Origin of the sequence: Microbacterium sp. NPDC055988, from assembly GCF_042269505.1 — a bacterium.
Classification (GTDB): domain Bacteria; phylum Actinomycetota; class Actinomycetes; order Actinomycetales; family Microbacteriaceae; genus Microbacterium.
Genome location: NZ_JBHJXY010000001.1, coordinates 1950759 through 1972894, shown reverse-complemented (window position 1 = coordinate 1972894; position 22136 = coordinate 1950759). Strand labels below are relative to the sequence as shown.

General features: G+C 68.8%; 24 protein-coding genes. 12 read left to right on the top strand and 12 right to left on the bottom strand.

Features of this window, described 5'->3' with window-relative positions; genetic code table 11:
* Positions 1-13 precede the first annotated feature (13 nt).
* A complete protein-coding gene (nadE, locus tag ACFC14_RS09450) occupies positions 14-832 on the bottom strand; it encodes an ammonia-dependent NAD(+) synthetase (RefSeq protein WP_376103403.1) in 819 nt (272 codons plus the stop codon).
* Positions 833-941: 109 nt separating this feature from the next.
* On the opposite strand from nadE, the gene ACFC14_RS09445 reads away from it, so the two are divergent.
* Positions 942-1499 (top strand): nucleoside phosphorylase, encoded by a 558-nt coding sequence (locus ACFC14_RS09445; RefSeq protein ID WP_376103401.1) that lies wholly within the window; start codon positions 942-944, stop codon positions 1497-1499.
* 60 nt (positions 1500-1559) lie between these two features.
* On the opposite strand, the gene ACFC14_RS09440 is transcribed toward ACFC14_RS09445, so the two are convergent.
* The 4 genes from ACFC14_RS09440 to ACFC14_RS09425 all read right to left on the bottom strand — a co-directional run bounded on the left by ACFC14_RS09440 (position 1560) and on the right by ACFC14_RS09425 (position 6816).
* The gene (locus ACFC14_RS09440) at positions 1560-4547 is read right to left on the bottom strand and encodes an AAA family ATPase (protein WP_376103398.1); all 2988 of its coding nucleotides are present in this window, start codon (positions 4545-4547) and stop codon (positions 1560-1562) included.
* Positions 4548-5717, bottom strand: a complete 1170-nt coding sequence (locus ACFC14_RS09435; protein WP_376103395.1) for an exonuclease SbcCD subunit D — start codon at positions 5715-5717, stop codon at positions 4548-4550.
* A gap of 255 nt (positions 5718-5972) precedes the next feature.
* On the bottom strand, positions 5973-6455 hold the full coding sequence (locus ACFC14_RS09430) for a DIP1984 family protein (RefSeq protein WP_376103392.1): 483 nt from the start codon (positions 6453-6455) through the stop codon (positions 5973-5975).
* A 52-nt stretch (positions 6456-6507) separates the two neighbouring features.
* Positions 6508-6816: a GNAT family N-acetyltransferase gene (locus tag ACFC14_RS09425; RefSeq protein ID WP_376103390.1), complete on the bottom strand. Its 309-nt coding sequence runs from the start codon at positions 6814-6816 to the stop codon at positions 6508-6510.
* Between the two features lie 332 nt (positions 6817-7148).
* On the opposite strand from ACFC14_RS09425, the gene ACFC14_RS09420 reads away from it, so the two are divergent.
* Genes ACFC14_RS09420 through ACFC14_RS09410 form a run of 3 tightly spaced genes read left to right on the top strand, consistent with a single transcriptional unit; the run spans position 7149 to position 9082 of the window.
* Positions 7149-7856, top strand: coding sequence for a winged helix-turn-helix domain-containing protein (locus ACFC14_RS09420; protein ID WP_376103387.1), 708 nt, complete (start codon positions 7149-7151; stop codon positions 7854-7856).
* Between the two features lie 43 nt (positions 7857-7899).
* Positions 7900-8862, top strand: a complete 963-nt coding sequence (locus ACFC14_RS09415) for a DNA-3-methyladenine glycosylase family protein (RefSeq protein ID WP_376103384.1) — start codon at positions 7900-7902, stop codon at positions 8860-8862.
* A 22-nt stretch (positions 8863-8884) separates the two neighbouring features.
* A complete protein-coding gene (locus ACFC14_RS09410) occupies positions 8885-9082 on the top strand; it encodes a hypothetical protein (RefSeq protein ID WP_136043000.1) in 198 nt (65 codons plus the stop codon).
* 29 nt (positions 9083-9111) lie between these two features.
* Here the strand turns inward: ACFC14_RS09410 and ACFC14_RS09405 are convergent, their stop codons facing one another.
* Genes ACFC14_RS09405 through ACFC14_RS09390 form a run of 4 tightly spaced genes read right to left on the bottom strand, consistent with a single transcriptional unit; the run spans position 9112 to position 12930 of the window.
* Positions 9112-9867, bottom strand: a complete 756-nt coding sequence (locus ACFC14_RS09405; RefSeq protein ID WP_376103381.1) for an ABC transporter ATP-binding protein — start codon at positions 9865-9867, stop codon at positions 9112-9114.
* Positions 9864-10907, bottom strand: coding sequence for an iron chelate uptake ABC transporter family permease subunit (locus ACFC14_RS09400; protein ID WP_376103378.1), 1044 nt, complete (start codon positions 10905-10907; stop codon positions 9864-9866). The genes ACFC14_RS09405 and ACFC14_RS09400 overlap by 4 nt, the downstream gene beginning before the upstream one ends.
* On the bottom strand, positions 10900-11886 hold the full coding sequence (locus ACFC14_RS09395; protein ID WP_376103375.1) for an ABC transporter permease: 987 nt from the start codon (positions 11884-11886) through the stop codon (positions 10900-10902). Before ACFC14_RS09395 ends, ACFC14_RS09400 begins: the two co-directional genes overlap by 8 nt.
* 48 nt (positions 11887-11934) lie before the next feature.
* The gene (locus ACFC14_RS09390; protein ID WP_376103373.1) at positions 11935-12930 is read right to left on the bottom strand and encodes a siderophore ABC transporter substrate-binding protein; all 996 of its coding nucleotides are present in this window, start codon (positions 12928-12930) and stop codon (positions 11935-11937) included.
* Between the two features lie 100 nt (positions 12931-13030).
* Here ACFC14_RS09390 and ACFC14_RS09385 point away from each other — a divergent pair, with 100 nt between their 5' ends.
* From ACFC14_RS09385 to ACFC14_RS09365, 5 genes are all read left to right on the top strand, one after another.
* Positions 13031-13798 (top strand): siderophore-interacting protein, encoded by a 768-nt coding sequence (locus ACFC14_RS09385; protein WP_376103370.1) that lies wholly within the window; start codon positions 13031-13033, stop codon positions 13796-13798.
* Positions 13799-13890: 92 nt separating this feature from the next.
* On the top strand, positions 13891-14277 hold the full coding sequence (locus tag ACFC14_RS09380; protein ID WP_376103368.1) for an MmcQ/YjbR family DNA-binding protein: 387 nt from the start codon (positions 13891-13893) through the stop codon (positions 14275-14277).
* A 32-nt stretch (positions 14278-14309) separates the two neighbouring features.
* Positions 14310-14714, top strand: coding sequence for a VOC family protein (locus ACFC14_RS09375; RefSeq protein ID WP_376103365.1), 405 nt, complete (start codon positions 14310-14312; stop codon positions 14712-14714).
* Between the two features lie 278 nt (positions 14715-14992).
* On the top strand, positions 14993-16162 hold the full coding sequence (locus ACFC14_RS09370; protein ID WP_376103363.1) for an RtcB family protein: 1170 nt from the start codon (positions 14993-14995) through the stop codon (positions 16160-16162).
* Between the two features lie 182 nt (positions 16163-16344).
* On the top strand, positions 16345-16611 hold the full coding sequence (locus ACFC14_RS09365; protein WP_376107151.1) for a hypothetical protein: 267 nt from the start codon (positions 16345-16347) through the stop codon (positions 16609-16611).
* Positions 16612-16622: 11 nt separating this feature from the next.
* On the opposite strand, the gene ACFC14_RS09360 is transcribed toward ACFC14_RS09365, so the two are convergent.
* The 3 genes from ACFC14_RS09360 to ACFC14_RS09350 form a co-directional block, all read right to left on the bottom strand.
* Positions 16623-18083: an MFS transporter gene (locus ACFC14_RS09360; RefSeq protein ID WP_376103361.1), complete on the bottom strand. Its 1461-nt coding sequence runs from the start codon at positions 18081-18083 to the stop codon at positions 16623-16625.
* 55 nt (positions 18084-18138) lie between these two features.
* A complete protein-coding gene (locus ACFC14_RS09355) occupies positions 18139-19479 on the bottom strand; it encodes a M20/M25/M40 family metallo-hydrolase (protein ID WP_376103358.1) in 1341 nt (446 codons plus the stop codon).
* A gap of 68 nt (positions 19480-19547) precedes the next feature.
* Positions 19548-20369: a MerR family transcriptional regulator gene (locus ACFC14_RS09350; RefSeq protein ID WP_376103355.1), complete on the bottom strand. Its 822-nt coding sequence runs from the start codon at positions 20367-20369 to the stop codon at positions 19548-19550.
* Between the two features lie 154 nt (positions 20370-20523).
* Between ACFC14_RS09350 and ACFC14_RS09345 the strand changes: the two genes are divergently transcribed.
* From ACFC14_RS09345 to ACFC14_RS09335, 3 genes are all read left to right on the top strand, one after another.
* On the top strand, positions 20524-21273 hold the full coding sequence (locus tag ACFC14_RS09345) for an SDR family oxidoreductase (protein ID WP_376103353.1): 750 nt from the start codon (positions 20524-20526) through the stop codon (positions 21271-21273).
* A gap of 72 nt (positions 21274-21345) precedes the next feature.
* Complete coding sequence (locus tag ACFC14_RS09340) at positions 21346-21612, top strand: glutaredoxin family protein (protein WP_376103350.1); 267 nt, start codon at positions 21346-21348, stop codon at positions 21610-21612.
* A 98-nt stretch (positions 21613-21710) separates the two neighbouring features.
* Entirely contained in the window at positions 21711-22124 is a 414-nt protein-coding gene (locus tag ACFC14_RS09335) for a VOC family protein (protein WP_136043020.1), read from the top strand.
* Positions 22125-22136 lie beyond the last annotated feature (12 nt).

The following is a 22136-nucleotide window of genomic DNA, read 5'->3' as shown; positions in this document are numbered from 1 at the left end:
GGCGGGCGGGCAGTCAGCGCCACCAGCTGTCGTCCGGGGTCACCGGGAGGTGTCGCTTGTGCTGCGTGGCGAGGTATCGCGCCTCGATGCGACCGGCGACCTCGGGGTCGACCGAACGCCCCTCGAGGAAGTCGTCGATCTGCTCGTAGGTGAGACCGAGTTCGTCCTCGTCGGCTCGACCGGGTTGGCCGTCGAGCAGGTCGGCAGTCGGCACCTTGAACGCGAGGCGATCCGGGGCGTCGAGGAATTGCAGGAGCGAGCGCCCCTGGCGCTTGGTGAGGCCGGACAGCGGGAGGATGTCGGCCGCGCCGTCGCCGAACTTCGTGTAGAAGCCCGTCACCGCCTCGGCGGCGTGGTCCGTGCCGATCACGAGAAGCCCGTCGTGGCCTGCGAGCGCGTACTGCGTGACCATGCGGACGCGCGCCTTGATGTTGCCGCGGTTGAAGTCGCTGATGTCGCTCGTGACCGCGAACTCGATGTCCTCTTCGACGCCGTCGACGCCGTTCTGGATGTTGACCTCGACCGAGGAATCGGGCGCGATGAACTCGAGGGCGGCCTGGGCGTCGTCGGCATCGTGCTGCACGCGGTACGGCAGACGAACGGCGAGGAACTTCGCCTCGCCGCCCTCGGCCCGCACCCGCTCGACGGCGAGCTGGGCCAGGCGACCGGCGAGCGTCGAGTCCTGCCCGCCGGAAATGCCGAGCACGTAGCCCTTCGCTCCGGTCGTGCGCAGGTAGTCCGCGAGGAAGCCGATGCGACGCTCGGTCTCGGCTTCGGGGTCGATCTGGGACCTGACACCGAGATCCTCAGAGATCTGCTGCTGCAACGACATGTGATCCTCCGCTCGTTTCCTCGAATCAGTATCTCCCTTCCGTGTTACGTCGGGGTGACGCCGCGTCGCTTGCATGCTCCTGTCAGTCTCGACCTGAGAGAATGAGGCAGTGAAACTCCTCGTTGCCGCACTCGCGTCCGAACTGTCCGCATTCCCCGAGGAGGTCGAGGGCTTCGACCGACTTGTGACCGGCCCCGGCAAGCTGCAGGCGACATACGCCCTCACGCGTGCCCTCGACGCCAACGTCTACGACGAGATCGTGGTCGTCGGCACCGCGGGCGCGATCGATCCCGACCTCGAGGCGACCGTCCACGAGGTCGGCACGGCGTTCCAGCACGACGTCACCGACCTCGACGGCGTCGCCGGTCAGCACGTCTCGCTGCCGGCGCGCGTCAGCACCGGGCGCGACGGCGTCCTGATCGCCACCGGCGACCACTTCGTCGAGGACGCCGAGGTCACCGCCGTGATCCGGCCGTCGGGAGCGGCGCTGGTCGACATGGAGACCTACGCCTACATCTGGGTCGCCGAGCAGTTCGGCGTGCCCATCCGCGTGTTCCGCGCCGTGTCCGACCAGGCCGAGGACGGCGCGTTGACCGATTGGCGCGAGGCCGTCGCCCGTTGCAGCGTGCAGCTACGCGATTTCATCCGCGCCGAGTACGGCGTCTGAGACCGCGGACGCCTTCGGCTCCGCCTCGGTTCAGCGCGCCTCGGTTCAGCGCGCCTCGGTTCAGCGCGCCTCGATGATGCTCGGACCGTTCGGCAGCGCCCGGACCGTGAGCTGCGCCGGGATCTGCTCCTGCATGGCCTCGACGTGACTGATGACTCCGACGGTCCTGCCGCCCTGGCGCAGCTCGTCCAGAGTGCGCATGGCCACATCGAGCGTGTCGCCGTCGAGCGATCCGAATCCCTCGTCGATGAAGAGCGTGTCGAGGCGGATGCCGCCGGCCCGGGCCGTGACCACCTCGGCGAGGCCGAGTGCAAGCGCGAGCGACGTGAGGAAGGTCTCGCCGCCGGACAGTGACTGCGGCGGCCGCGTCTGCCCCGTGAAGGCGTCGGAGACCACGATCCCGAGCCCCGAGGCGGCCCCTCGAGCCGCGAGCGCATCGGAGTGCTGCAGCTGGTAGCGGCCGGTCGACATATCGTGCAGCCGCCGGTTCGCCGCTTCGACGATCTCTTCCAGCTCGGCCGCGAGCACGAATGTCTCGAGGGTCATCTTGCGGGTGTTGGCGCCCCGCCCCGCGATCGTGTCGGCGAGGTTCTGCAGGACCTCGAACGCGGCCGCATCTTCGGCGGTGCGCGCGTGCTCGGCGGCGGCGGAATCGATCAGGCTCCCGAGACGTTCGGCGGTGCCCGCAGCTCGAGCCGCGGCGTCGACCGCATCGGTCCACGCCGTGCGGGCTGCCGCCGAAGCCTCCTCGGCGGAAGTGACGTCGATCGGCTCTTCGGGGAGTGTCCTCAGCTCCAGGTCGAAGAGGATCGCCCGCTCCTTCTCCCGCTGCACGGCATGCTCGCCGATCCGCTGGTCGAGTGCCTCCTGCGCCGTTGCCGGCCGAAGAGCGTGCTCGGCGGCAGTCGCATCGTCGAACGGCGAGTCGCCGAGCGCCGCGTCCCGCTCGGCCTCCGCTTCGGCGAGCGCCTGCGCCCTCCGCAGACGCTCGGCGATCGCCTGGGCGACCGTCCGGGCAGCAGCGATCCTCGCGGCCATGTCGGCGAGACGCTCGGCGACCGTGTCGAACGTGCCTCGCGCCTCGGCGATCAGCTCGCGGGCCTCCGCGCTCCGCTGCCGCAGCAGAGCGTGCTGCTCGCGCGCCTGAGCGAGGGCCGCCGCGCCCTCTGTCTTCTCGGCGTCGAGCTGTGCAACCCGGTCGACAAGCTCACTCAGTCGCATGTCGAGCGTCTTCCGTTCGTCGGCTGCGGCGAGGCTCCGCGCGTGCGCCTCCGCAGCCGCTTCATACTCCGTGTCGGCCTGCTCGATGCTCCGCCCATCGGCGCGTGCGGTGACAGCCGCCAGCTCGGCACGCAGGGTCGACGACGCCGAGGAGAGTCCCTGCTCCTGTTGCGCCGCGTAGTCTCGGGCACTCTCGGCTTGGGCGATGTCTTCGGGCGAGACGGGATCGGCGTGCGTAGCAGGAGCCGGATGCTCGAGGGAGCCGCAGACCGGACACGGCTGGTCGTCACGCAGGCTCGACGCGAGTTCACCGGACATCCCGTCGATACGACGCTGGCGCAGCTGTGCGAGGTTCGACTGCGCGGTCGCGTGCACGGCAGTGGCGTCGTTGAGCTCGACCTCGGTCGAGGCCAGCGCCGTTTGCAGCCGCTGCGCCTCGCGAGCAGCCGTCCGTCGCGCGTCCGCTTCCTCCTGGGCCGCTCGGGCATCGCCCGCCCGGTCGGCGAGGCGGCGCTTCTCATCGCGTTCCGCCGTCAGCGCGGTGATCGCGGAGGGGAGGTCGGTGCGCGCCGCCTCTCCGGCCTCGAGACGCGCGGTCGCCGCGGCTACGGCCTCCTCGGCGGACAGCAGCTCGGCCTCGAGCGCCGGTGCCTGTCCCTCGAGCTCGCGCGCCCGCTCCCAGGATCCGCTCTCCCTGGTGCGGTCGGCCACCCAGGTCTCGAGGTCGCCCTCGACGGAGACCTCGTACGCCTCCCACACCTCTCGTGCTTGCTGCTCGTCTTCGGACGCGCGGGCGAGCGTCGTCTGCGCGCGGGCCGCGGCAGTGATCGTCGACCGCACCGCCTCCGCGGCGCGCGCGGCCGTGAGTTCTGCACGGGCCGCGTCGATCAACGGCGCTTCGGCATCCAACCGCTCGAGCGCTGCCCGGGCGCGATCGCGTTCCCGCTGGGCGTGCTGCTCTTCTCGCACCGTGGCGAGCGCCGCGTCGGCATCAGCCGCACGCTGCTCCGCCTCCGCCCGCTCCGAGGTTCGGCGGTCCGCTCGATAGTCGGCACGCGCTCTTGCGCGCCGGAGCGCTTCGAGACGTTCGTCGACCGGCAGCGGCCCGGACACGGCCAGGTATTCCGTCGGAGCTGTCCCGTCGTCGGAGAGCCCGCTCGCAACCACCAGCTGCTCGGCCTCGTCGATACGCGCATTCACCGTCGCGAGCCGGGCACCGAGTGTCTGTTCCGCCTCCCGGCGACGCTCGTCGAACCGCGCCTGCACGTCTTCGAACCGCTGCGTGCCGAACAGTCGCCGCAGCAGTGCCTGGCGGTCTCTGCTGCCCGCGAGCAGGAACTCGGAGAATCGGTTCTGCGCGAGCAGGATCACCTGGAGGAACTGCTCGCGACTGAGCTGCAGGATCTCGTCGAGCTCGTTCCCCACATCGACCGCCCGAGCGGCGCGTCCGATCCAGCCGGTGTCGGTCCACTCGTCGAGGGCGACGGCCGACGCCTGCTTGGTCATGCCACCACCTCGTTTGGCGGGACGCAGGTACTCCGGCGAGCGTGTCACGCGGAAGCGGCCCGCCGGAGTGCTGAACTCGACCATTACCTCCGACGGATCGTCAGGCTCGCAGTGATCGCTGCGCAGTCGCTTCTCGCCACCGTCGTAGCGAGGCACGCCGCCGTAGAGTCCGAAGCACACGGCGTCGAGGATGCTCGATTTGCCCGCCCCCGTGCGTCCGGCGATCAGGAAGATGCCGTCGTCGGCGAAGGCGTCGAAGTCGACGACCTGCCGCGAACGGAAGGGACCGAAGCCCTCGACCTCCAGGCGATGGAGACGCATCTAGACGAGTGCCTCCGCGCGCACGCGCTCATCGAGCACCGCGCGGATCAGTTCGTGCTCGACTGCGGTGGGCCCGCGACCTGCCCGCACGTGCTCGAGGAACGCCTCGATGCGGTCGGCGTCGGTGACGGCGGTGCGCAGCCGCTGCACGTACGATTTCTCTTCCACCTCGGCGACAGCAACCGGCTGATGCTGCACCATCGCGCAGTGCGGATAGCTTTCGCGCAGACGCCGCATCGGCTCGGACTGCGGCACCGCATCCGTGTAGACGGCGCAGACCCAGTCGTCGGCGTGCTCGGCGACCATGTCGGCTGCGAGGATCTCTTCGAGCGAGCCCGTGAGCGTGACGAGTCGACGGGGCACCGGTAGTTCGAGCCACTCGACTGCGGCGAGTCCCTCGGCGTCGAGCTCGACCAGCCAGCTTCCGCGCGGCTTGTGCTGCTCGCCGAAGCTGTAGTGCAGCGGGGCGCCGGCGTACCGGACGCGCTCGCTGATCTGCTGCCGCCCGTGGATGTGTCCGAGCGCGACGTAGTCGGGGCCGTCGAAGACACTCAGCGGCACGACGTCGAGTCCACCCTGACGGACCTCGCGCTCGAGCCCGACGGTCGCGTCGACGCCGGCCGCGAAGCAGTGCGCGATCGCCACCGAGCGCCCCTCGTGCTCGCGCATGCCGGCACGCACCAGATCCATCGCATGAGCCATGGTCTGCGCCTGGGTACGCAGCTGCCGCCCCGAGCTGTCGCCCTCGGGCCAGTGCTGACGGACGATCGCCGGTTCGAGATAGGGGACGCCGAAGAAGTGCACCGGCCCCTCGGCATCGGCGATGGTGACCGGAACGCCGACTGCGAGCGGATCGGTCAGCACGTGGATGCCCTCGCGGAGCAGACGGGCCTGGAAGCCGAGCCGCGCGGCCGAGTCGTGGTTGCCGCTCGTGACGATGACGCGGGCGCCCGTCTCGTGCAGTGACACGAGAGCATCGCCGAGCAGCGTGTAGGCGGCGCCCGAGGGTGTCGCGGAGTCGAAGACGTCACCCGCGACGACGACCACGTCGACCGCGTTCTCGCGAACCTGCTCCGTGAGCGCCCCGAGCACCTCGGCCAGCGCGTCCATGGTCGAGTTGCCATGGAACGTCCGGCCGATGTGCCAGTCGGAGGTGTGCAGGATTCGCATACTCACACGGTACGAACACCCTCCGACATTACGTCCGAGGCGTGCCGCGGCATCCCGTCATGTCCTTTCGAGGAGGAAGCGGAAGGTCCCCTGACCCACCCTCGTCGCGACGATCGGCACGCGGTGATGCGAGATGCGTTGTGCACCATCACCTGTGCGGCGTGCGGGGCTGCGCGATGCGATATCAGGGCTGCCCTCCGCCCAACAGGTGCCGGCTTGCCCCGCCGGCTGAGGGTTGTGCCCGCTTCGTCGCGACTACCGACTTCCGCTCTCCTCCTCGAGGTCGTTCGCCCAGTTCGCCTGCTGGATCCGGTTGTCGAGCTCGCGCAGCTCCTGTGCGACGGCGTCGGCCCTCGATCGCAGCTGCGCGACCGGCAGCGCCGAGACCTGCCGCAGCTCGGACCTCATCTGGCGCAGGTACTGGTCGTTCGATCCGGATGCCGCGGCCGCCGCGTCCGTCAGCACGGAGTGGCGCAGACGCAGCACATCGCGGGCGGCGAGCGCATCCGTCATCGTGCCGTCGGCGTCGAGGTCGAGCCGCGCATTGGTCGCGTTGATGCGACGGATCAGGTCGCGCAGCTGGGTCAGCGCGGCGTCCGCTTCGACGATGAGCGCTGCGGCGTCCTCGGCCGGCTCCTCACCCTCCTGGTAGCGGGCGTTCGCGACGATGCGCGCGCGCAGCTGCTCGATGCGACGCTGCAGATCGGCGCGTGCGGTGAGGGCCTCAGCGAGTTTCATGGGCCCATCCTCGCAGCAGCGGACCGTAACACGGCGTCATAATGCACGCGAGTCAGCGCGAGCGCAGCAGCGGGGCATGCTCGGGGTGCGCTGCGAACCAGTCGGCGACGTACCAGCAGACGGCGTCGACCTTGCGGTCGCCGCGCTCCTGGATGTCGGCGACGGCCCCCTCGACGACCTTCCCGGCATAGCCGTGGCCGCGGAAAGTCGGGACGGTGAAGGCCCTGGTGAGGGCGATCGTGTGTCCGTCGTCGCGGTAGTCGAGAACGCTCACGAGCTTTCCGTCGCGCATGAGCGTGTAGCGCGACGCGTCCTTCTCGTCGGTCAGGATGAAGCCGCCGACGGTGTGCGAGATCGTCATCCGAGCAACGTTACGCCCGCTCGCGGACGCCCGGGCGTTTTGACATGGGCGGTCACGATCGGACATAATCCCCCCATGACCACCAACGCAAGCCCTTTGTCCGCCCAGGAGGCGAACAGGACTGCCGGGATGATGATGCCCGGTCGCGTTGGCATGTGTTGCCGAATGTGTCGCTGAACGAACAGCCACCCCGCCTGACCTGACGCCTCGCCATCTGCGAGGGCAGAGTCACCGAGCATCCACCCTTTGCTCGCTTCCCGGCTCCGCCGGTCATTCATGCAACGCATCAGAGCCCCGCTCGATTCGGGCTCACGTCCTGAGGACTCATCATCATGTCGAACACCGCACTTCTCGAGCGTCCCGCCACCACCGCCGCGATCCGCACGCAGCCCGAGGCCGCCGCCCCCCTGGCCGCCGCCGGCGCCGACCTGCCCGCCGTCCGCTCGCCCCGCGGCTTCGCCCTCTACGTCGGGCTCGACGAGATCAAGGCAGCCGAAGCCGGAGTCAGCCTCCCCCTCCTCGTCGACGCGCTGCGTCGCACCCTCGCCGAGCTCGCACCGGGTGCCGAGACGCACGCCACGGTCGCCCTCGCCCCGCACGGCTCAGGAGGCCGCGACCTCGACGTCGTCCGCCTCGCCCTCCAGGAGCCGGGTGCGATCGCCCGTACCAAGGCCGCCGCCGAAGAGGACGTCGTGGAAGAGGAGACGGGCGTCACCGTCGACATCTCCCGCAAGCGCGTGCTCATCGACGGAGAGTCCGCGGCCTTCACCTACAAAGAGTTCGAGCTGCTGCAGTACCTGGTGCTCCGCGAGGGACGCACCATCGAGCGCAGCGAGCTGGTCTCGGCGCTCTGGCAGGCACAAGATGACGAGACGCCCGGCGAGCGCACGATCGACGTGCACGTCCGCCGGCTTCGCGCCAAGCTCGGCCGCTACGAAGACATCGTCCGCACCGTGCGCGGCATCGGGTACCGGTTCGACCGCCACGCCGACGTCGTCATCCGCTACGGCCACGGCACCCCCTCGCCCGACCGCTTCTGAGCACCCTCGGGTCCGTGTCAGGGCCGGCGCGTAGGGTGGGCGCATGACCCTGATCGAGCATCCTGCGACGACCGACGCCGCGTCTGCGGATGGTCGCAGTGAGACCGTTTACCGGCCTCCGCACCCGCTCGATCTCCGACGCACGGTCGGCATGCTCCGACGCGGTGGCACCGACCCGACGATGGTCATCGACGGCCCCGTCATCTGGCGCGCCATGCGCACGCCGCTCGGCCCCGCGACGCTCGCCCTGCGCATGTCGGGCGACGAGGTCAGGGCCGCGGCCTGGGGCCCCGGAGCGGAACACGCGCTCTCACTCGTGCCCGCGCTGTGCGGTGCCCACGACGATGCCGGGGATTTCGATGCGTCGCGGCATCCGCTCATCGCCGATTCCGCCCGACGCCATCCCGGCCTGCGCCTGACACGCACAAACGAGGTCTTCGACGCCCTCGCGTGCGCGATCATCGAGCAGAAGGTCACCGGCATGCAGGCCTTCGGCGCCTGGCGCTGGCTGGTGTCCCGCTTCGGCGAGCGCGCACCCGGTCCGACGCCGCGACCGATGTTCGCTGCTCCCGCTCCCGCGCAGTGGTTCCGCATCCCGTCCTGGGCCTGGCACCGCGCCGGGGTCGAACCGCCGCAGTCCCGCACCATCGTGCGCGCGGCCGAGCGCGGCGACCGCATCGCCAGCGCTGTGCACACGGCTGCTCCCACGGGCGCTGACCGCGACCGTGTGCTCACCAGCCTGCCGGGGGTCGGGGTCTGGACGGCGGCGGAGACCCGTATCCGCGCCCTGGGCGATCCCGATGCGGTCAGCGTCGGCGACTATCACCTCGCCCACGAGGTCGGCTACGCGCTGACGGGCAAACGCACCGACGACGAGGGGATGCTCGAGCTCCTCGAGCCGTGGGCGGGTCAACGGCAGCGCGTCGTGCGCCTCATCTTCGCCAGCGGTGTTCAGGAGCCGCGCCGGGGGCCCCGTCTCGCGCCCGAAGACCATCGCCACCGCTGACGCCGCCACCTATGCTGGTGCCATGTCCCGTTCTGCGCTGCGCATCTCCATCACCGTCGGCCTGCTCATCGTCGGCGTCGTGGTCGGGCTGATCTTCCAGAATGTGTGGCTCGGCGTGCTGCTGGCTGCCATCGTCTGGCTGGGATGGTTCCTCGGCTACGAGTCGCGCCGCGGTAACAACGCCGGCGTGAACGACGAGGACCACGGCATCGAGCTCTGAGCGCAGCCTCGCGCACCTCATCCGTCCGCTCAGTAGTAGACGGCGAGTGGCCCCGAGGGTCCGTCGACGACGCGGACCGGGGTGTCGAACACGCGCGTGAGCACGTCGTCGGTCATGATCTCGGCCGGTGAGCCGAACTCCACCACCGCCCCGTCCTTCATGGCGCAGATGTGATCGGAGTAGTGTCCGGCGAAGTTGATGTCGTGCAGCACGATGACGATCGTGCGTCCGAGCTCCTCCGCGGCCCGGCGCAGGTGCTTCATCATCTGCACCGCATGCCGCATGTCGAGGTTGTTCAGCGGCTCGTCCAGCAGCACGAACTCGGTGTCCTGTGCCAGGACCATCGCGACATAGGCGCGCTGGCGCTGCCCACCGGAGAGTTCGTCGAGATAGCGGCCCTCGAGCGGTCCGAGGTCGAGGAAGTCGATCGCCTGGCTGATGATCTCCTCGTCCGTCCTGGTCAGCCGCCCCTTGGAGTGCGGGAAGCGCCCGAAACCGACCAGCTGACGCACGGTGAGCCGGGTGACGAAATGGTTCTCCTGCCGCAGGATCGACACGACCTTCGCCAGGTCCTTCGACTTGGTGGAGGCGACGTCGAGTCCGGCGATCTCGATCGCGCCGGCGTCCATGCCGTTCAGTCGGCCGATCATCGTCAGCAGGGTCGACTTGCCGGCGCCGTTCGGTCCGATGAGCGCGGTGATGCCGCCGGCGGGGATCTCGAGGTCGACGGGGCCGATCGCGACCTCGCTGCTGTAGGCACGGCGGACGCCGTCGAGTGAGATCACAGTCGGCCCTTTCTGAGGATGACGATGAGGAACACGGTGCCGCCGACGAGCTCGATCAGGATCGATACCATCCCCTGTGCGTAGAAGACGTTCTTCATCACGAAGTAGGCACCGGCCAGGATCGTGAAGGCGGTGAGCACCGCGACGGGGAAGATGAGCCGGTGATCGTGCGTGTCGGCGAACTGATACGCGAGGGTCGCCACCAGGAAGCCGAGGAACGTCATCGGTCCGACGAGCGCGGTCGAGGTCGCCATCAGCACCGCGACCAGGAAGAGCACGATGAAGAGTTCGCGTCGATGGTCGACCCCGAGGGAGCGCGCGGCATCCGGCCCAAGCGCCATCAGGTTCAGCCGCCGGGATCGCAGCCACAACAGTGCGGAGGCCGCGACGACGAGCGGAATCGCCAACGGGAGGTAGGAGGGATCGGCGTTGGACACGTTGCCGAACAGCCGGGCGGCCAGCACGTCGAACTCGCTGGGCGTGAGCAGGCGTTGCATGAACGTGGCGATCGCGCCCAGTCCCCCGCCGATCACGATGCCCACCAGGAGCATGATCTGCAGGTTGCCGTACCGCCCGGACAGCAGCCAGCCGTAGAGCGCGACCGCGAGCCCGACCATGATGGCGACCTGGATCGCGAATTGGCCGACGCCCTGGATAGCCACGAGCCCCGCCACCCCGAACAGGTACACGGTCGAGGTCTGCACAACTCGGTAGAGCGATTCGAACCCCATGATCGACGGGGTGATGATGCGGTTGTTCGTGACCGTCTGGAAACTCACCGTGGCGATGGCCTGCGCGACCGCGACGAGTGCCATGACCGTCACATCGATCGCCCGGTGCTGGGCGATGCGCCAGAACCCCGTCGAGCCGACCGGCATGGGGTTCCCCCAGGCAAGCAGGCCGAAGCCGGAGCCCGCGGCCAGGACGATGAGGAGGCCGAGCACGACCACGTAGCGTCGTCGCGCGCGAGGGGTCGTGAACGAGCCCGACGATCGCGGCACCGGAACCGCCGCCACCTGCTCCCCCACGCCGCTAGCCACGTCGACGCTGCCTGAGCAGGAGGAGCACGAACACCACAGCGCCGACGACACCGAGGATCAGCGACACCGGAACCTCGAACGGCATGATGATGGTGCGTCCGATGATGTCGCACACCGTGACGATCGCGATGCCGAGCAGGCACACCCACGGCAGGTTGCTGCGCAGGTCGTCGCCGCGCACCATGGAGACGATGTTCGGCACGATCAGTCCGAGGAAGGGCAGGTTGCCGACGACGACCGTGACCACACCCGTGGTGATCGCGATGAGGATGGTGCCGAGCAGGATGATCCGGTTGTAGTTCACCCCGACGTTCGTGGCCACTTCCTCGCCGAGACCGGCGATGGTCAGCCGATCGGCCACGACGAAGACGATCACCCCGATGATCGCCACGATCCACAGCATCTCGTACTGGCCGCGCATCACCGAGGTGAAGCTGCCGGCGAACCACACGCCCAGGATCTGCAGGGAGTTCGTGGCGAGCGCGAGATAGGTCGATAGGGCGCCGACGACCGCGCCGAGCATGATGCCGACGATCGGGACGATGAGCGACGACTTGAGCGCGACGCGGCGCAGGAAGGCGAAGAAGACCATCGTGCCGATGAACGCCGCGAGCACAGCGCCCGCCATCCGCAGTGGGAGCGACGGCTGCGGGACGAGGATCATGACCGTCAGGAGCCCGAGCCCCGCCCACTCGGTGGTGCCGGTCGTCGTCGGCTCGACGAAACGGTTCTGGGTGAGCAGCTGCATCACGAGGCCCGCCATCGCCATCGCCGCACCCGAGAGGACGAGGGCGATCGTCCGAGGCACGCGCGTGATCTGGAACATCTCCGCGCCGTCGTCGGCTCCGGCGATGTCGTACACGCCGGTGAAGAGCGAGACGACGAGGAGCACGACGACGACGAGCACGCCGATGAGCAGCTTGCCGTCGAAGAGCCGCCCGGCGTACCGGGGCGGCGGGGTGGTTTCTGTGGAGGTCATGATGACGGCGCGGCGGCACCCGAGTCATCCGGATGCCGCCGCGTCACCTCAGTTCTTCGCGCTCGCCTCGAGGGCGTCGGCGAAGTCCTCGAGGAACGTCGTGTACGTCTGGATGCCCTCGTTCAGATAGGTGTCGGTGGGCATGTAGACGATCTGCTCGTCCTTCACCGCCGTGACGCCGGCGAGCGCCTCAGAGCTCTCCAGGATCTCGGCCGCCTGGACGTAGTCGGGGGTCTCCGCGGCGAACACGGCGTCGCGGTCGAGCACGAGGATCCAGTCGGGGTTCGACGCCGCGATCGCCTCGACCGAGATCTCGTCGCCCTGGTGGTCGTCGGTCGCGTCGTCGACCTCGAGCGCGGGAGTCAAGCCGAGGATGTCGTAGATCGGGCCGAGCGAGCGGCCGACGGTCGGGGCGAGGTATCCGATCTCGCCACCCGAGGTGTTCACGGCCATGACGGTGTCGGCGTCGTCGTAGGCGTCCTTGGCACGCTCGACCGCGGCATCGAAGTCGTCTACCAGCTTCTTCGCCTCGTCCTGCTTGCCGAAGATCTCGCCGAGCACGGTGACCTGGCGCTTGAGCTCCTCGTCGAAGGGCTCGCCCTCGCGCGGCTCGAGATCGATGATCGTGGCCTCGGGCACGAGATCGGCGATGGCCGCGTTGTGCTGCGTGAAACGCTGACCGCTGATGATCAGGTCGGGCTCGACCGCGACGACGGCCTCGAGGTCGGGCTCGCTGTGCAGGCCGATGTCGACGATGCCGTCGTCTTTCACATACGACACGGTCTCGGGCATGAGTGCCACAGCACCCGCCGAGAGCTCGACTCCCCAGTCGGAGAGCGTCTGGAAGGTGCGGTTGTCGAGGGCGACGACGGAGGCCGGAGGGGTCGCGATCTCGTGAGTGCCGGTGTTGTCCTCAATCGTGACGGATGCTGCCGCCGGTTCGGTCTTCGCCGGTTCGGCCGTCTCGCCGGTAGCGCAGCCGGCGAGGACGAGGAGGCCGACGAGGGCGGTGCTCGTGGCGGTGAGGGTTCTGGGCACGGACATGGAGAGACTCCTGTTCTGCGGGATCTGTGCGCACACGATGGCGCCGGGACGACGAGGTTAGGGTCACCTTCCCTCGGCTTATTTAGGTTAGCCTTACTTCATGAGCGATACGAAATCCGGCTTCTCGATTGAGCGTCGCGGCCTCGAGCTGCGCTTCCGCAACGTGACTCTGAGTGCCCGTGAATGGTTGGCTCCGGACTTCGTGCGGGTGCGGCTGACCGGTTCCGACCTCGCCGGCTTCGAGTCGCTGGGTTCGGACGACCACATGCGGCTGTTCTTCCCGGCAGGGCCGGTCGGCTCCGTCGAGGAGCTGCGTGCGTCGCCCAGCCGCGAATACACACCGCTCGCCTGGGGCGAGGACTGGCTCGACGTCGAGTTCGCCGTGCACGGCGACCAGGGCGTCGCGGCGCCATGGGCGGCGACGGCACCACTCGGTTCCTCGATCGGCGTCGGCGGGCCCCGCGGGTCGGCCGTGATCGAGGGCACCCCGGGCTCCTGGCTGCTCGTGGGCGACGAGACCGCGATCCCCGCCATCCGGCGGTTCGCCGCGCTGATCCCCGCGGGAGCTCCGGCACGCATCGTCGTGGAGACGGTGAACCAGGGGCGCGAGTTCGAGATCGAGGCGCCGGTCGAGATCGAGTGGCTGCACCGCGGGGATGCTCCGTCGGGCTCGGCGCTCATCGCCTTCCTCGAGGCGCTCACCGCGGAAGACGCCGTCGGGTCCGACCCGTTCGTCTTCATCGCGGCCGAGCAGTCGATCGTCAAGCCGGGCCGGGCCCTGCTCGAGCGCTGGGGAGTCGACACCGCGAACGCCGTCGTGAAGGGCTACTGGAAGCGCGGCGAAGCCGAGTACCACGCACCGCACTGACGCCGTCTCCGCTTCTGCAGCGTCCCTGTCGGTGGGGGTGGGTACCGTAGATGCGTGCCGTGGCTTCCCGCTGTCTCGAGGGTGGAGTGCTCATGAATGGTGACCGCCTGCAGCGGTGCGCGAAGGACCGCGCCGAGGAACTCCCCGGATCTCGTCTCGAGCATCCCTTCGGTCCGGAATGGGACGTGTTCAAGGTGCGTGACAAGGTGTTCATGCTGCTCACCGCGGTCACCGGAGCGGAGATCGTGACCCTCAAGGCGGCGCCCGAAGACGGGGACGCGCTTCGCCGGCAGTTCGATGACATCATCCCCGGCTATCACATGAACAAGAAGCACTGGATCACACTCCGCCCGGGTGGGAAGCTGCCGGAAGACCTCGTCCGGGAGCTGGTGACCGAGTCGTATCTTCTCGTCGTGGAGAACCTCCCCCGGCGTCAGCGGCCCGTCGACCCCGCCACATTCGGGAGGATCGCACCCTGACGGGATCAAGCCTTTCTGCAACACTGGGGCGCATGGCACTTCTGGATCATCTGGGCATCACCGTCGACGACCTCGAGCGCGGCCGCGCGCAATTCCATCCGGTCCTCACCGCTCTGGGCTACCGGAGCGGCGGCGAAGACGACCACTCGGTCTCCTGGAACAACGGCGACGAGACCGAGATCATCCTGTACACCTGGGATGAAGACTCCGCTCCGCACCAGCACGGCAAGATCGGCTGGCAGCACATCGCCTTCGCGGTGCCGACGCGCGAAGAGGTCGAGCGCCTGCACGCGATCGCCGTCGAGGCCGGGTGGACGGCGGTGCGCGAGCCCAAGGAGTACCCCCGTTACTCCGAGCGCTACTACGCCTCTTTCGTCGAAGACGCCGACGGCATCCGCATCGAGTTCATGTACAACCCGCCTCGCGAGACGGCTTGACTCCCGGGCGTGTCGCCCTCTAATGTGGCAAAGCTGTGCCGATCGGCGCAGCACGCCAGCCCAGGAGTCGACGGATGACCGCCCAGCGGAACCTTCCCATCGGAGCGGTGTTGCAGCTTCAGCCGAAGTTCAATGACCGCTACGAGTCGTACCCTCCGGCGCGCGCCGTGTGACAGCATCCGCTTTCGCAACGCCCCGCACCGTCAGGTCCGGGGCGTTATCCGTATGGAGAGCAGAACCCTGACCTGTGGCTGGACACCACCACAAGGAAAGGAATCATGGAGAGGCTCTCCGCACGGCTGCTGTCGTGGGCGTCACTGATCGACGAGAAGACACTCGCTCAGGCGCACACCACGGCCCGCATGCCGTTCATCCACCCGCACCTGGCACTGATGCCGGATGCACACCTCGGCAAGGGGGCGACGGTCGGCTCGGTCATCCCGACGCTCGGCGCGATCATCCCCGCAGCCGTCGGCGTCGACATCGGGTGCGGCATGATCGCCGTCCGCACCCAGTTCACGAGGAGCGACCTCGAAGGCCGCGACCTCGCCGAGCTCCGGGAGCAGATCGAGCGCGCCATCCCGCTCTCGGCAGGTCGCTACAACCGCAAGGTCGTGGCGACGGCTGAACCGCGCATCGCGGAGCTCGAGCAGCTTGCCGAGAAGAACGGCTTCGACCCCGCGAGCTACGCAGGGAACTGGCGTCTGCAGCTGGGCACGCTCGGCTCCGGCAACCACTTCATCGAGGTGTCGGTCGACGAGGTCGACCGGGTCTGGCTGTTCCTGCACTCGGGTTCGCGCGGCGTCGGCAACAAGATCGCGGGTCACCACATCGGTGTCGCGCAGAAGCTGGCGAAGCAGTGGTGGATCGACCTCCCCGACCCCGACCTGGCCTACCTCGTCGAGGGCACACCGGAGTTCACCCGGTACATCCGCGAGCTGCGGTGGGCCCAGCACTTCGCACTGCTGAACCGGGAGGAGATGATGGACCGGGTCATCCGGCAGGTGTCGGAGTTCCTCGGCACAGCGGTCGATGACGTGGAGCGCATCAACTGCCACCACAACTTCACCGAGTCGGAGAAGCACTACGGCAAGCAGGTGTGGGTTTCCCGAAAGGGCGCCATCCAGGCTGACGCCGGTCGACCGGGACTCATCCCCGGGTCGATGGGCACCGCGTCGTACGTGGTGGAGGGTCTCGGCGACCCGCAGTCGCTGAACTCCTCGCCGCACGGCGCCGGACGGGAGTACTCCCGGTCGGCGGCCCGGCGGACCTTCACCCACGACCAGCTGCGGGAGGCGATGACGGGCATCGAGTTCCGTGACACCGACGCCTTCATCGACGAGATCCCGCAGGCGTACAAGCCGATCGACCAGGTGATGGCGGACGCCGCGAGCCTCGTGTCGATCCGGCACACGCTGCGGCAGCTCGTCAACGTGAAGGGCGACTGAGCAGGATCGGGCGGTGGGACCCCACCGCCCGATTCGTGTGCCGTCCGCGCGGAGGCGGATCGACTGCTCCTCCTCCGGCACGCCTGAAACGCCTTGTCCCCCATTCCCGGGTCACCGATATCTTCGCTGCTCCCGCCCTGGCAGGCTTGCGGAATCGATGCGACGATGACGGGGTGGAATTCATGAATGACGCGCAGATCTGGACCATGATCGGGGCGTTCAGCGCGCTGATGTTCAGCACCTTGACCGTGGTCTCCACCCTGTTCATCCACGTCGTCCGCAGTGAGATCGGCGGACTCCGCAACGAGATGAACGCCCGGTTCGATGCGGTCAACACGCGGTTCGACGCCGTGGACACCCGGTTCGATGCGGTCAACACACGCATCGACGGGCTCGACGGCGACGTGCAGGCCATCGTGAAGCGCACCTTCGGCTTCGATCGCGACTGATCCGGCCGACGTCAGACGACCGGGGCGACCTCCGCATCGACCGACCGATCGGTGAATGCGGTCTTCGGCACGAACACGAGGATGACCGCCGCGGCGAGCGCGGTGACACCGCAGACGATCCAGACGGTGAAGTATCCCGCAAGCGAACCGGCGGTGCCCTCGGTCGCACCGGCGGTGGTGGCGACGCCGTGCAGCAGCGCGATGCCGAACACGCACGAGGCGATCGCCCCGCCCACGGTCTTCACCGAGTTCGTGAGCCCCGTGGCGACGCCGGTCTGCGTGGCAGGAGCAGCCGAGGCGGCGGCAGCGGGGAGAGCGGCGACCAGCGCGCCGGAGCCGAGCCCCACGACGACCATGTTCGTGATGACCTGACCGTACGTGTCATGGAACGGCAGGAAGAGCAGGAAGCCGAGGCCCACCAGTACAGACGCGCCCATCAGGGTGACCCGCGGAGTGACCCAGCGCGCGATCGTCGGGAACAGCAGCGCACCCGCGATCATCGCCACGAGGTACACGCCGATGATCAGCGACGTCGCGAAACCGCTCGTGCCGAGACCGTAGCCGTAGACCGACGGGTCTGTGCGCGCGAACGTCGACAGCGGAGCCTGAGCACCGAGCACGCTGACGCCGAAGAGGCCCGCGGTGAGGAACACCGGGCCGAGTGCGGGCGAACGGAACATGCGCACGTCGATGAGCGGGTCGTCGCAACGCAGCTCCCAGAGCACGAACGGGATCACCAGCAGAACACCGAAGACGACCACGGCCCAGGACCAGGGATTCACGAGACCACCCTCGAGACGGAGCAGGCTGAGTCCGCCGGTGAAGCAGACGAGGGCGAGGGAGATCAGCACGAGGCCGACCGTGTCGAAGATGCCGCCGGTGGGCTCCGGCGATTCCTTGACCCCGAACAGGATCACGAAGAAGCACACCACGATGAGCACGGCCGGGACCAAGAGGACGACCGTGAGCGGTAGAACGTCGATCAGCGCGCCGCCGACGAGAGCACCGATGATCGCACCACCTTCGAGGGCGGCGACCAGGAGACCGGCCGCCTTGGCCGTGATCGAGGAGCGTCCTTCCATGCGGCGCGACCGCGACCAGATCAAGGCGATCTCGAGCGGGAGCCACACGACGTAGAAACCCATGAGCGCCCATGCCGCGAGGAACACGCCGAAGGAGTCTGTGAACGGCAGCACCAGGGCCGCCGCGGCGGTCACGGCGGTGGAGATCAGCAGCATCCGCTTGTGTCCGACCATGTCGCCGAGCTTCGCGAACGCCGGGACGACGAGCGCCGACAGCATGAGCTGCGTGCCCTCGAGCCAGTTCACGTCGGCGTCGTGGATGTCGAGGTGGCGGGCGATGTCGCTGAGCATCGGCGTGTAGTAGCCCTGCAGCACACCGCTCGTGAACTCCACGAATGCGAGGAAGCCGACGACGACGGCGAGGGTGCCCAGAGTGCGGGTGCGCGTCATCGCGTCTCCTGCTTCTTGTTCGGGTACTCCCGCGCGGGGCGGGAGGAGGGTGAGATCACCCTAGCTGTTCGAGGAGTGCGCGATGGAATCGCTCTCCGCGCTCCAAGGCAGCGATCTCCACGCTCTCGTCGACCCCGTGGATCGAGGCGCGCTGCGCGTTCGACATGTCCAGCGGAGCGAAGCGGTAAACCGCGGGCGAGAATCGATGGAAGTGCCGCGAATCGGTGGCGGCCATCATCACGTACGGAACTGCCGGCACCCCGGGATGCGAGACCTCGAGCGCCGCCGCGAGCAGGGCGAACTGCGCATTGTCGGTGGGCGACTCGGGCGAGGGCTCGCTGGCCTCGACCACCTCGACGGACACGAGCGGATCGCGGATGCGGCGGCGCACGCGGTACACGGTCTGCTGCGTCGTCTCCCCCAGCGCGATGCGGAGATTGACGGTCGCGGATGCCTGGGAGGGCAGCACGTTCGCAGCCGTCCCGCCCGACTGCATCGTCGGGGCGACGGTCGTGCGTACGAGTGCCGCGGGCTCGCCGCCGAGCGCCGCGAAAACCTGCCCGGTCAGCAGAGGCGCCGAGCCGAGGAAGCGCAACAGGTGGCGCGCCGGCCCCGGTGTCTGCGCGGCCAGTTGCGACAGCATCCGCAGGACCGCCTTCGAGGCGCGAGGACGGAAGGTCGCGGGTCCGAGTCTGTCGACGGCTCGGGCGATCCGTCGTACGGCGGTGAGCGACGGCGGGGCCGATGCGTGCCCGCCCTCGCCGCGCGCCGACAGCCGGAGCGTCATGACGCCCTTCTCGCCGACGCCGATCATCGCCGCCCGACCGGGGACGAATGGCAGCGGCGCATCCACGACCGCTCCGCCCTCGTCGACCACCAGCCAGGGAACGATGCCGCGTGCACGCAGCACCCGCGCGATCTCCTCGGCCGCCTTCCCGTACGTCTCCTCGTTGCCGCCGAAGGACAGGTACACGTCGCGGGGCGGGACGAACCCGTCGGCGAGCAGATTCTCGACCGCTTCGAGCACGACGATGAGCGGGCCCTTGTCGTCCAGCGCGCCGCGTCCGAACACCGAGCCGTCGGCGATCACGCCGTCGAAGGGGGGATGGGTCCACGCGTCGCTCTCGTCGACCGGGACGACGTCGTAGTGCGCCATCAGCACGGCGGGGCCACCCGTGGCCGCTCCGCTTCCCACCCAGTGGAACAGCAGCCCGAAGTCGGTGTGCCGTTCGAGTCGCAGCTGTTCGTGCGTCAGCGGGTAGAGCTCGGCGAGCAGCGCGACGAACTCCTCGAACGGGGCGGCCCCGCGTTCGTCGAGCTCGGCGGAGACCGTCGGGATTCGGATCATCTGCGAAAGCCGTTCGGCGATGCCGGGGCGCACGGTCGATGTGGTCACAGTCGCCATCGTACCGAGCGCCCCGTCGCCGGCTGCCTCCGTCCGGACACAGCGTCGCCGAGCGGCGCTTATGCGTAGGGCCAGAGCACCGTCATGCGTGCCGGACGCGTGTCGTCCCAGGGAAGCACGTGCCAGATCTCCCGGGGCGGTCCCACCCTGGTCGCCTTCTGCTCGTCGATCCACTCGCAGCCGCGATCGTAGGCGGCGAGGATCGCGGGGAACGCCGTGTCGTCTCCTTCGACCGTGACGGCGACGGCCGCACCGCCGCTGAGTCGATGGCTCCGGATCCCCTCCGGGGTGTCGCGGATGACGCGATCGACCGGCAGGCACACCTCGATGGGGCCGTCGCTGTCGGCGGTGATCGGGGCGTGGAAGATGCCGAAAGCGTCGGAGAGGACGGTGAGACCGCGCTCGGCCGCCAGCGCGCTCAACCGCTCATACGCCTCTCGGATGCGTTCGTCGAGCTCGCCGACGTAGGTGGTGACGAGCAGGCTGAGCACCGCCTGCTCGGGGCGGATGTCGGTCGTGAGGGACTTCGTGTTCATCGGTGATCCTCTGAAATGGCCGCGCGCCTGGTCGAGGAGCGTGGCGGTCGAGGCCGCGGCCGTCCGAACCTGATCCCGGAACGTATCCAGAACCGCGATCGCGTCGCCGTCGGGCAGCGCGAGCACCTCCTGGATCGCGTCGAGGCTCATGCCAGCCGTCCGCAGCAGGGAGATGAGCCGCCCCGTCCTCGCCTGCTCGATCCGATAGAAGCGGTACCCGTTGTCCGGGTCCACCGCATGCGGCTTCAGGAGGCCGCGCTTCTCATACAGGCGCAGGGCCTTCGGAGAGAGCAGGGCGGCCTCGGAGAAGGGACCGATGCTGAGGAGGTCGTCGGGGTGGCTCACAGGTTTCACGATGCTCTCTGCCCTCGGGACAAGGTCAAGCGGTCATCCGCTCTGGGGAATCGTAGCGAGCGGTTTCTGCCGACGTCTCGCTTTCGAGCACCTGTCCGGTCAGCCATGGAGAAGGATGTACCGAGAAGAAGAAGAAGGAGCACACATGAGAATCGCCGTCGCAGGAGGAACCGGGACCGTGGGCCGGCACACCGTGGAGGCGGTGCGGGCAGCGGGGCATGAGCCGGTGGTGCTCAGCAGATCGCAGGGTGTCGACCTGGTAACCGGGCGTGGCCTGGATGCCGGCCTCGCCGGTGCGGACGCGGTGATCGACGTGGCGAGCATCCAGACCCTCAAGGCGAGCGCGGCGATCGAGTTCTTCACCGCCGCGACCGGGAACCTGCTGTCGGCGGCAGCGGATGCGGGAGTCCGTCACGTCGTGCTGCTGTCGATCGTCGGCATCGATCGCATCCCCTACGACTACTACGCCGGCAAGGTCGCGCAGGAGAAGATCGTCGAGACGTCACGCGTTCCGTGGACGATCCTCCGCGCGACCCAGTTCCATGAGTTCGCGGGTCAGATGTTCGAGCGGGCGAAGGTCGGGCCGCTGCACCTCGCGCCGAACGCGCGCACGCAGCCCGTGGCTGCCGCCGAAGTGGGCGCACGCCTCGCCGCACTCGCCGCAGGGGCGCCGCAGGGTCGTGTGCGCGACTTCGCCGGCCCGCGCGAGGAGAGCCTGTCCGACATGATTCGCGGCTTCGCCCGCCGCGAGGGATATCGCGGATGGATACCGGCCCTGAACGTGCCGGGGCCGCAGATGGCGGGGATGCGCGCGGGGCATGCTCTGCCCGGGCCCGATGCGGACCTGGGCGTCCAGACGTTCGCCGACTGGCTCGCCCAAGCCCCGCAGCCCTGAGCACCGCGGGAACAGTGCCGCGACCACTGCTGTTGCACCACACAGATCCGACCCCGATCCGAGGAGGTGCACGTGGAACTGACCCTGGTGTCATCGTCGTTCTGCGGCGCGTGTGCGCGGACCAGGTCTGTGCTGGCCGATGCGGCGCGCTTCCTCCCGGACGCGACGATCACGGAGATCGATGTGGCCCGCGACCCCGACGCCGCCGAGGCGCTCGACATCGGCTTCACGCCGACCGTGATCATCCGCGATGCATCAGGAGTCGAGGTGTTCCGCGCCGAGGGCGTGCCGACGGTCCCCCAGGTGCTGACCGCCGCGGTCAAGGCGCTGCCGACCTGAGCGACTCGGCCCCGTCGGCCCCTTGCGGAGGCACGCCCCCAGGCGCAGACTGAGCGTCAGCGGTGCCGTCACTTCATCTCACACCTTCTGGAGTCCACATGCCTGCTCTCAACCCGTACCTCTCGTTTCGCACCGAAGCCCGCGAGGCGATGGAGTTCTATCAGAGCGTGCTCGGTGGTGAGCTCGTGATCAGCACCTTCGGAGAGTTCCCCGACATGGTGCAGGATCCGAGCCAGAAGGACCTCGTCATGCATGCCCAGCTCGATGCCCCCGGCGGACTCGTGCTCATGGCGTCCGACTCTCCCGACGGCATGCCCTATGAGAAGCCGCAGGGGTTCTCGGTCTCGCTGAGCGGCAACTCGCAGGACGCCACCCGGACGGTGTGGGAGAAACTGGCCGAGGGGGCGACGATCACGATGCCCCTGGACGTGCCGCCGTGGGGCGGACTCTTCGGCATGCTCATCGACCGCTTCGGCATCCCGTGGATGCTGCACGGCGACCCGGAGGACTGAGCGGGAAGACGG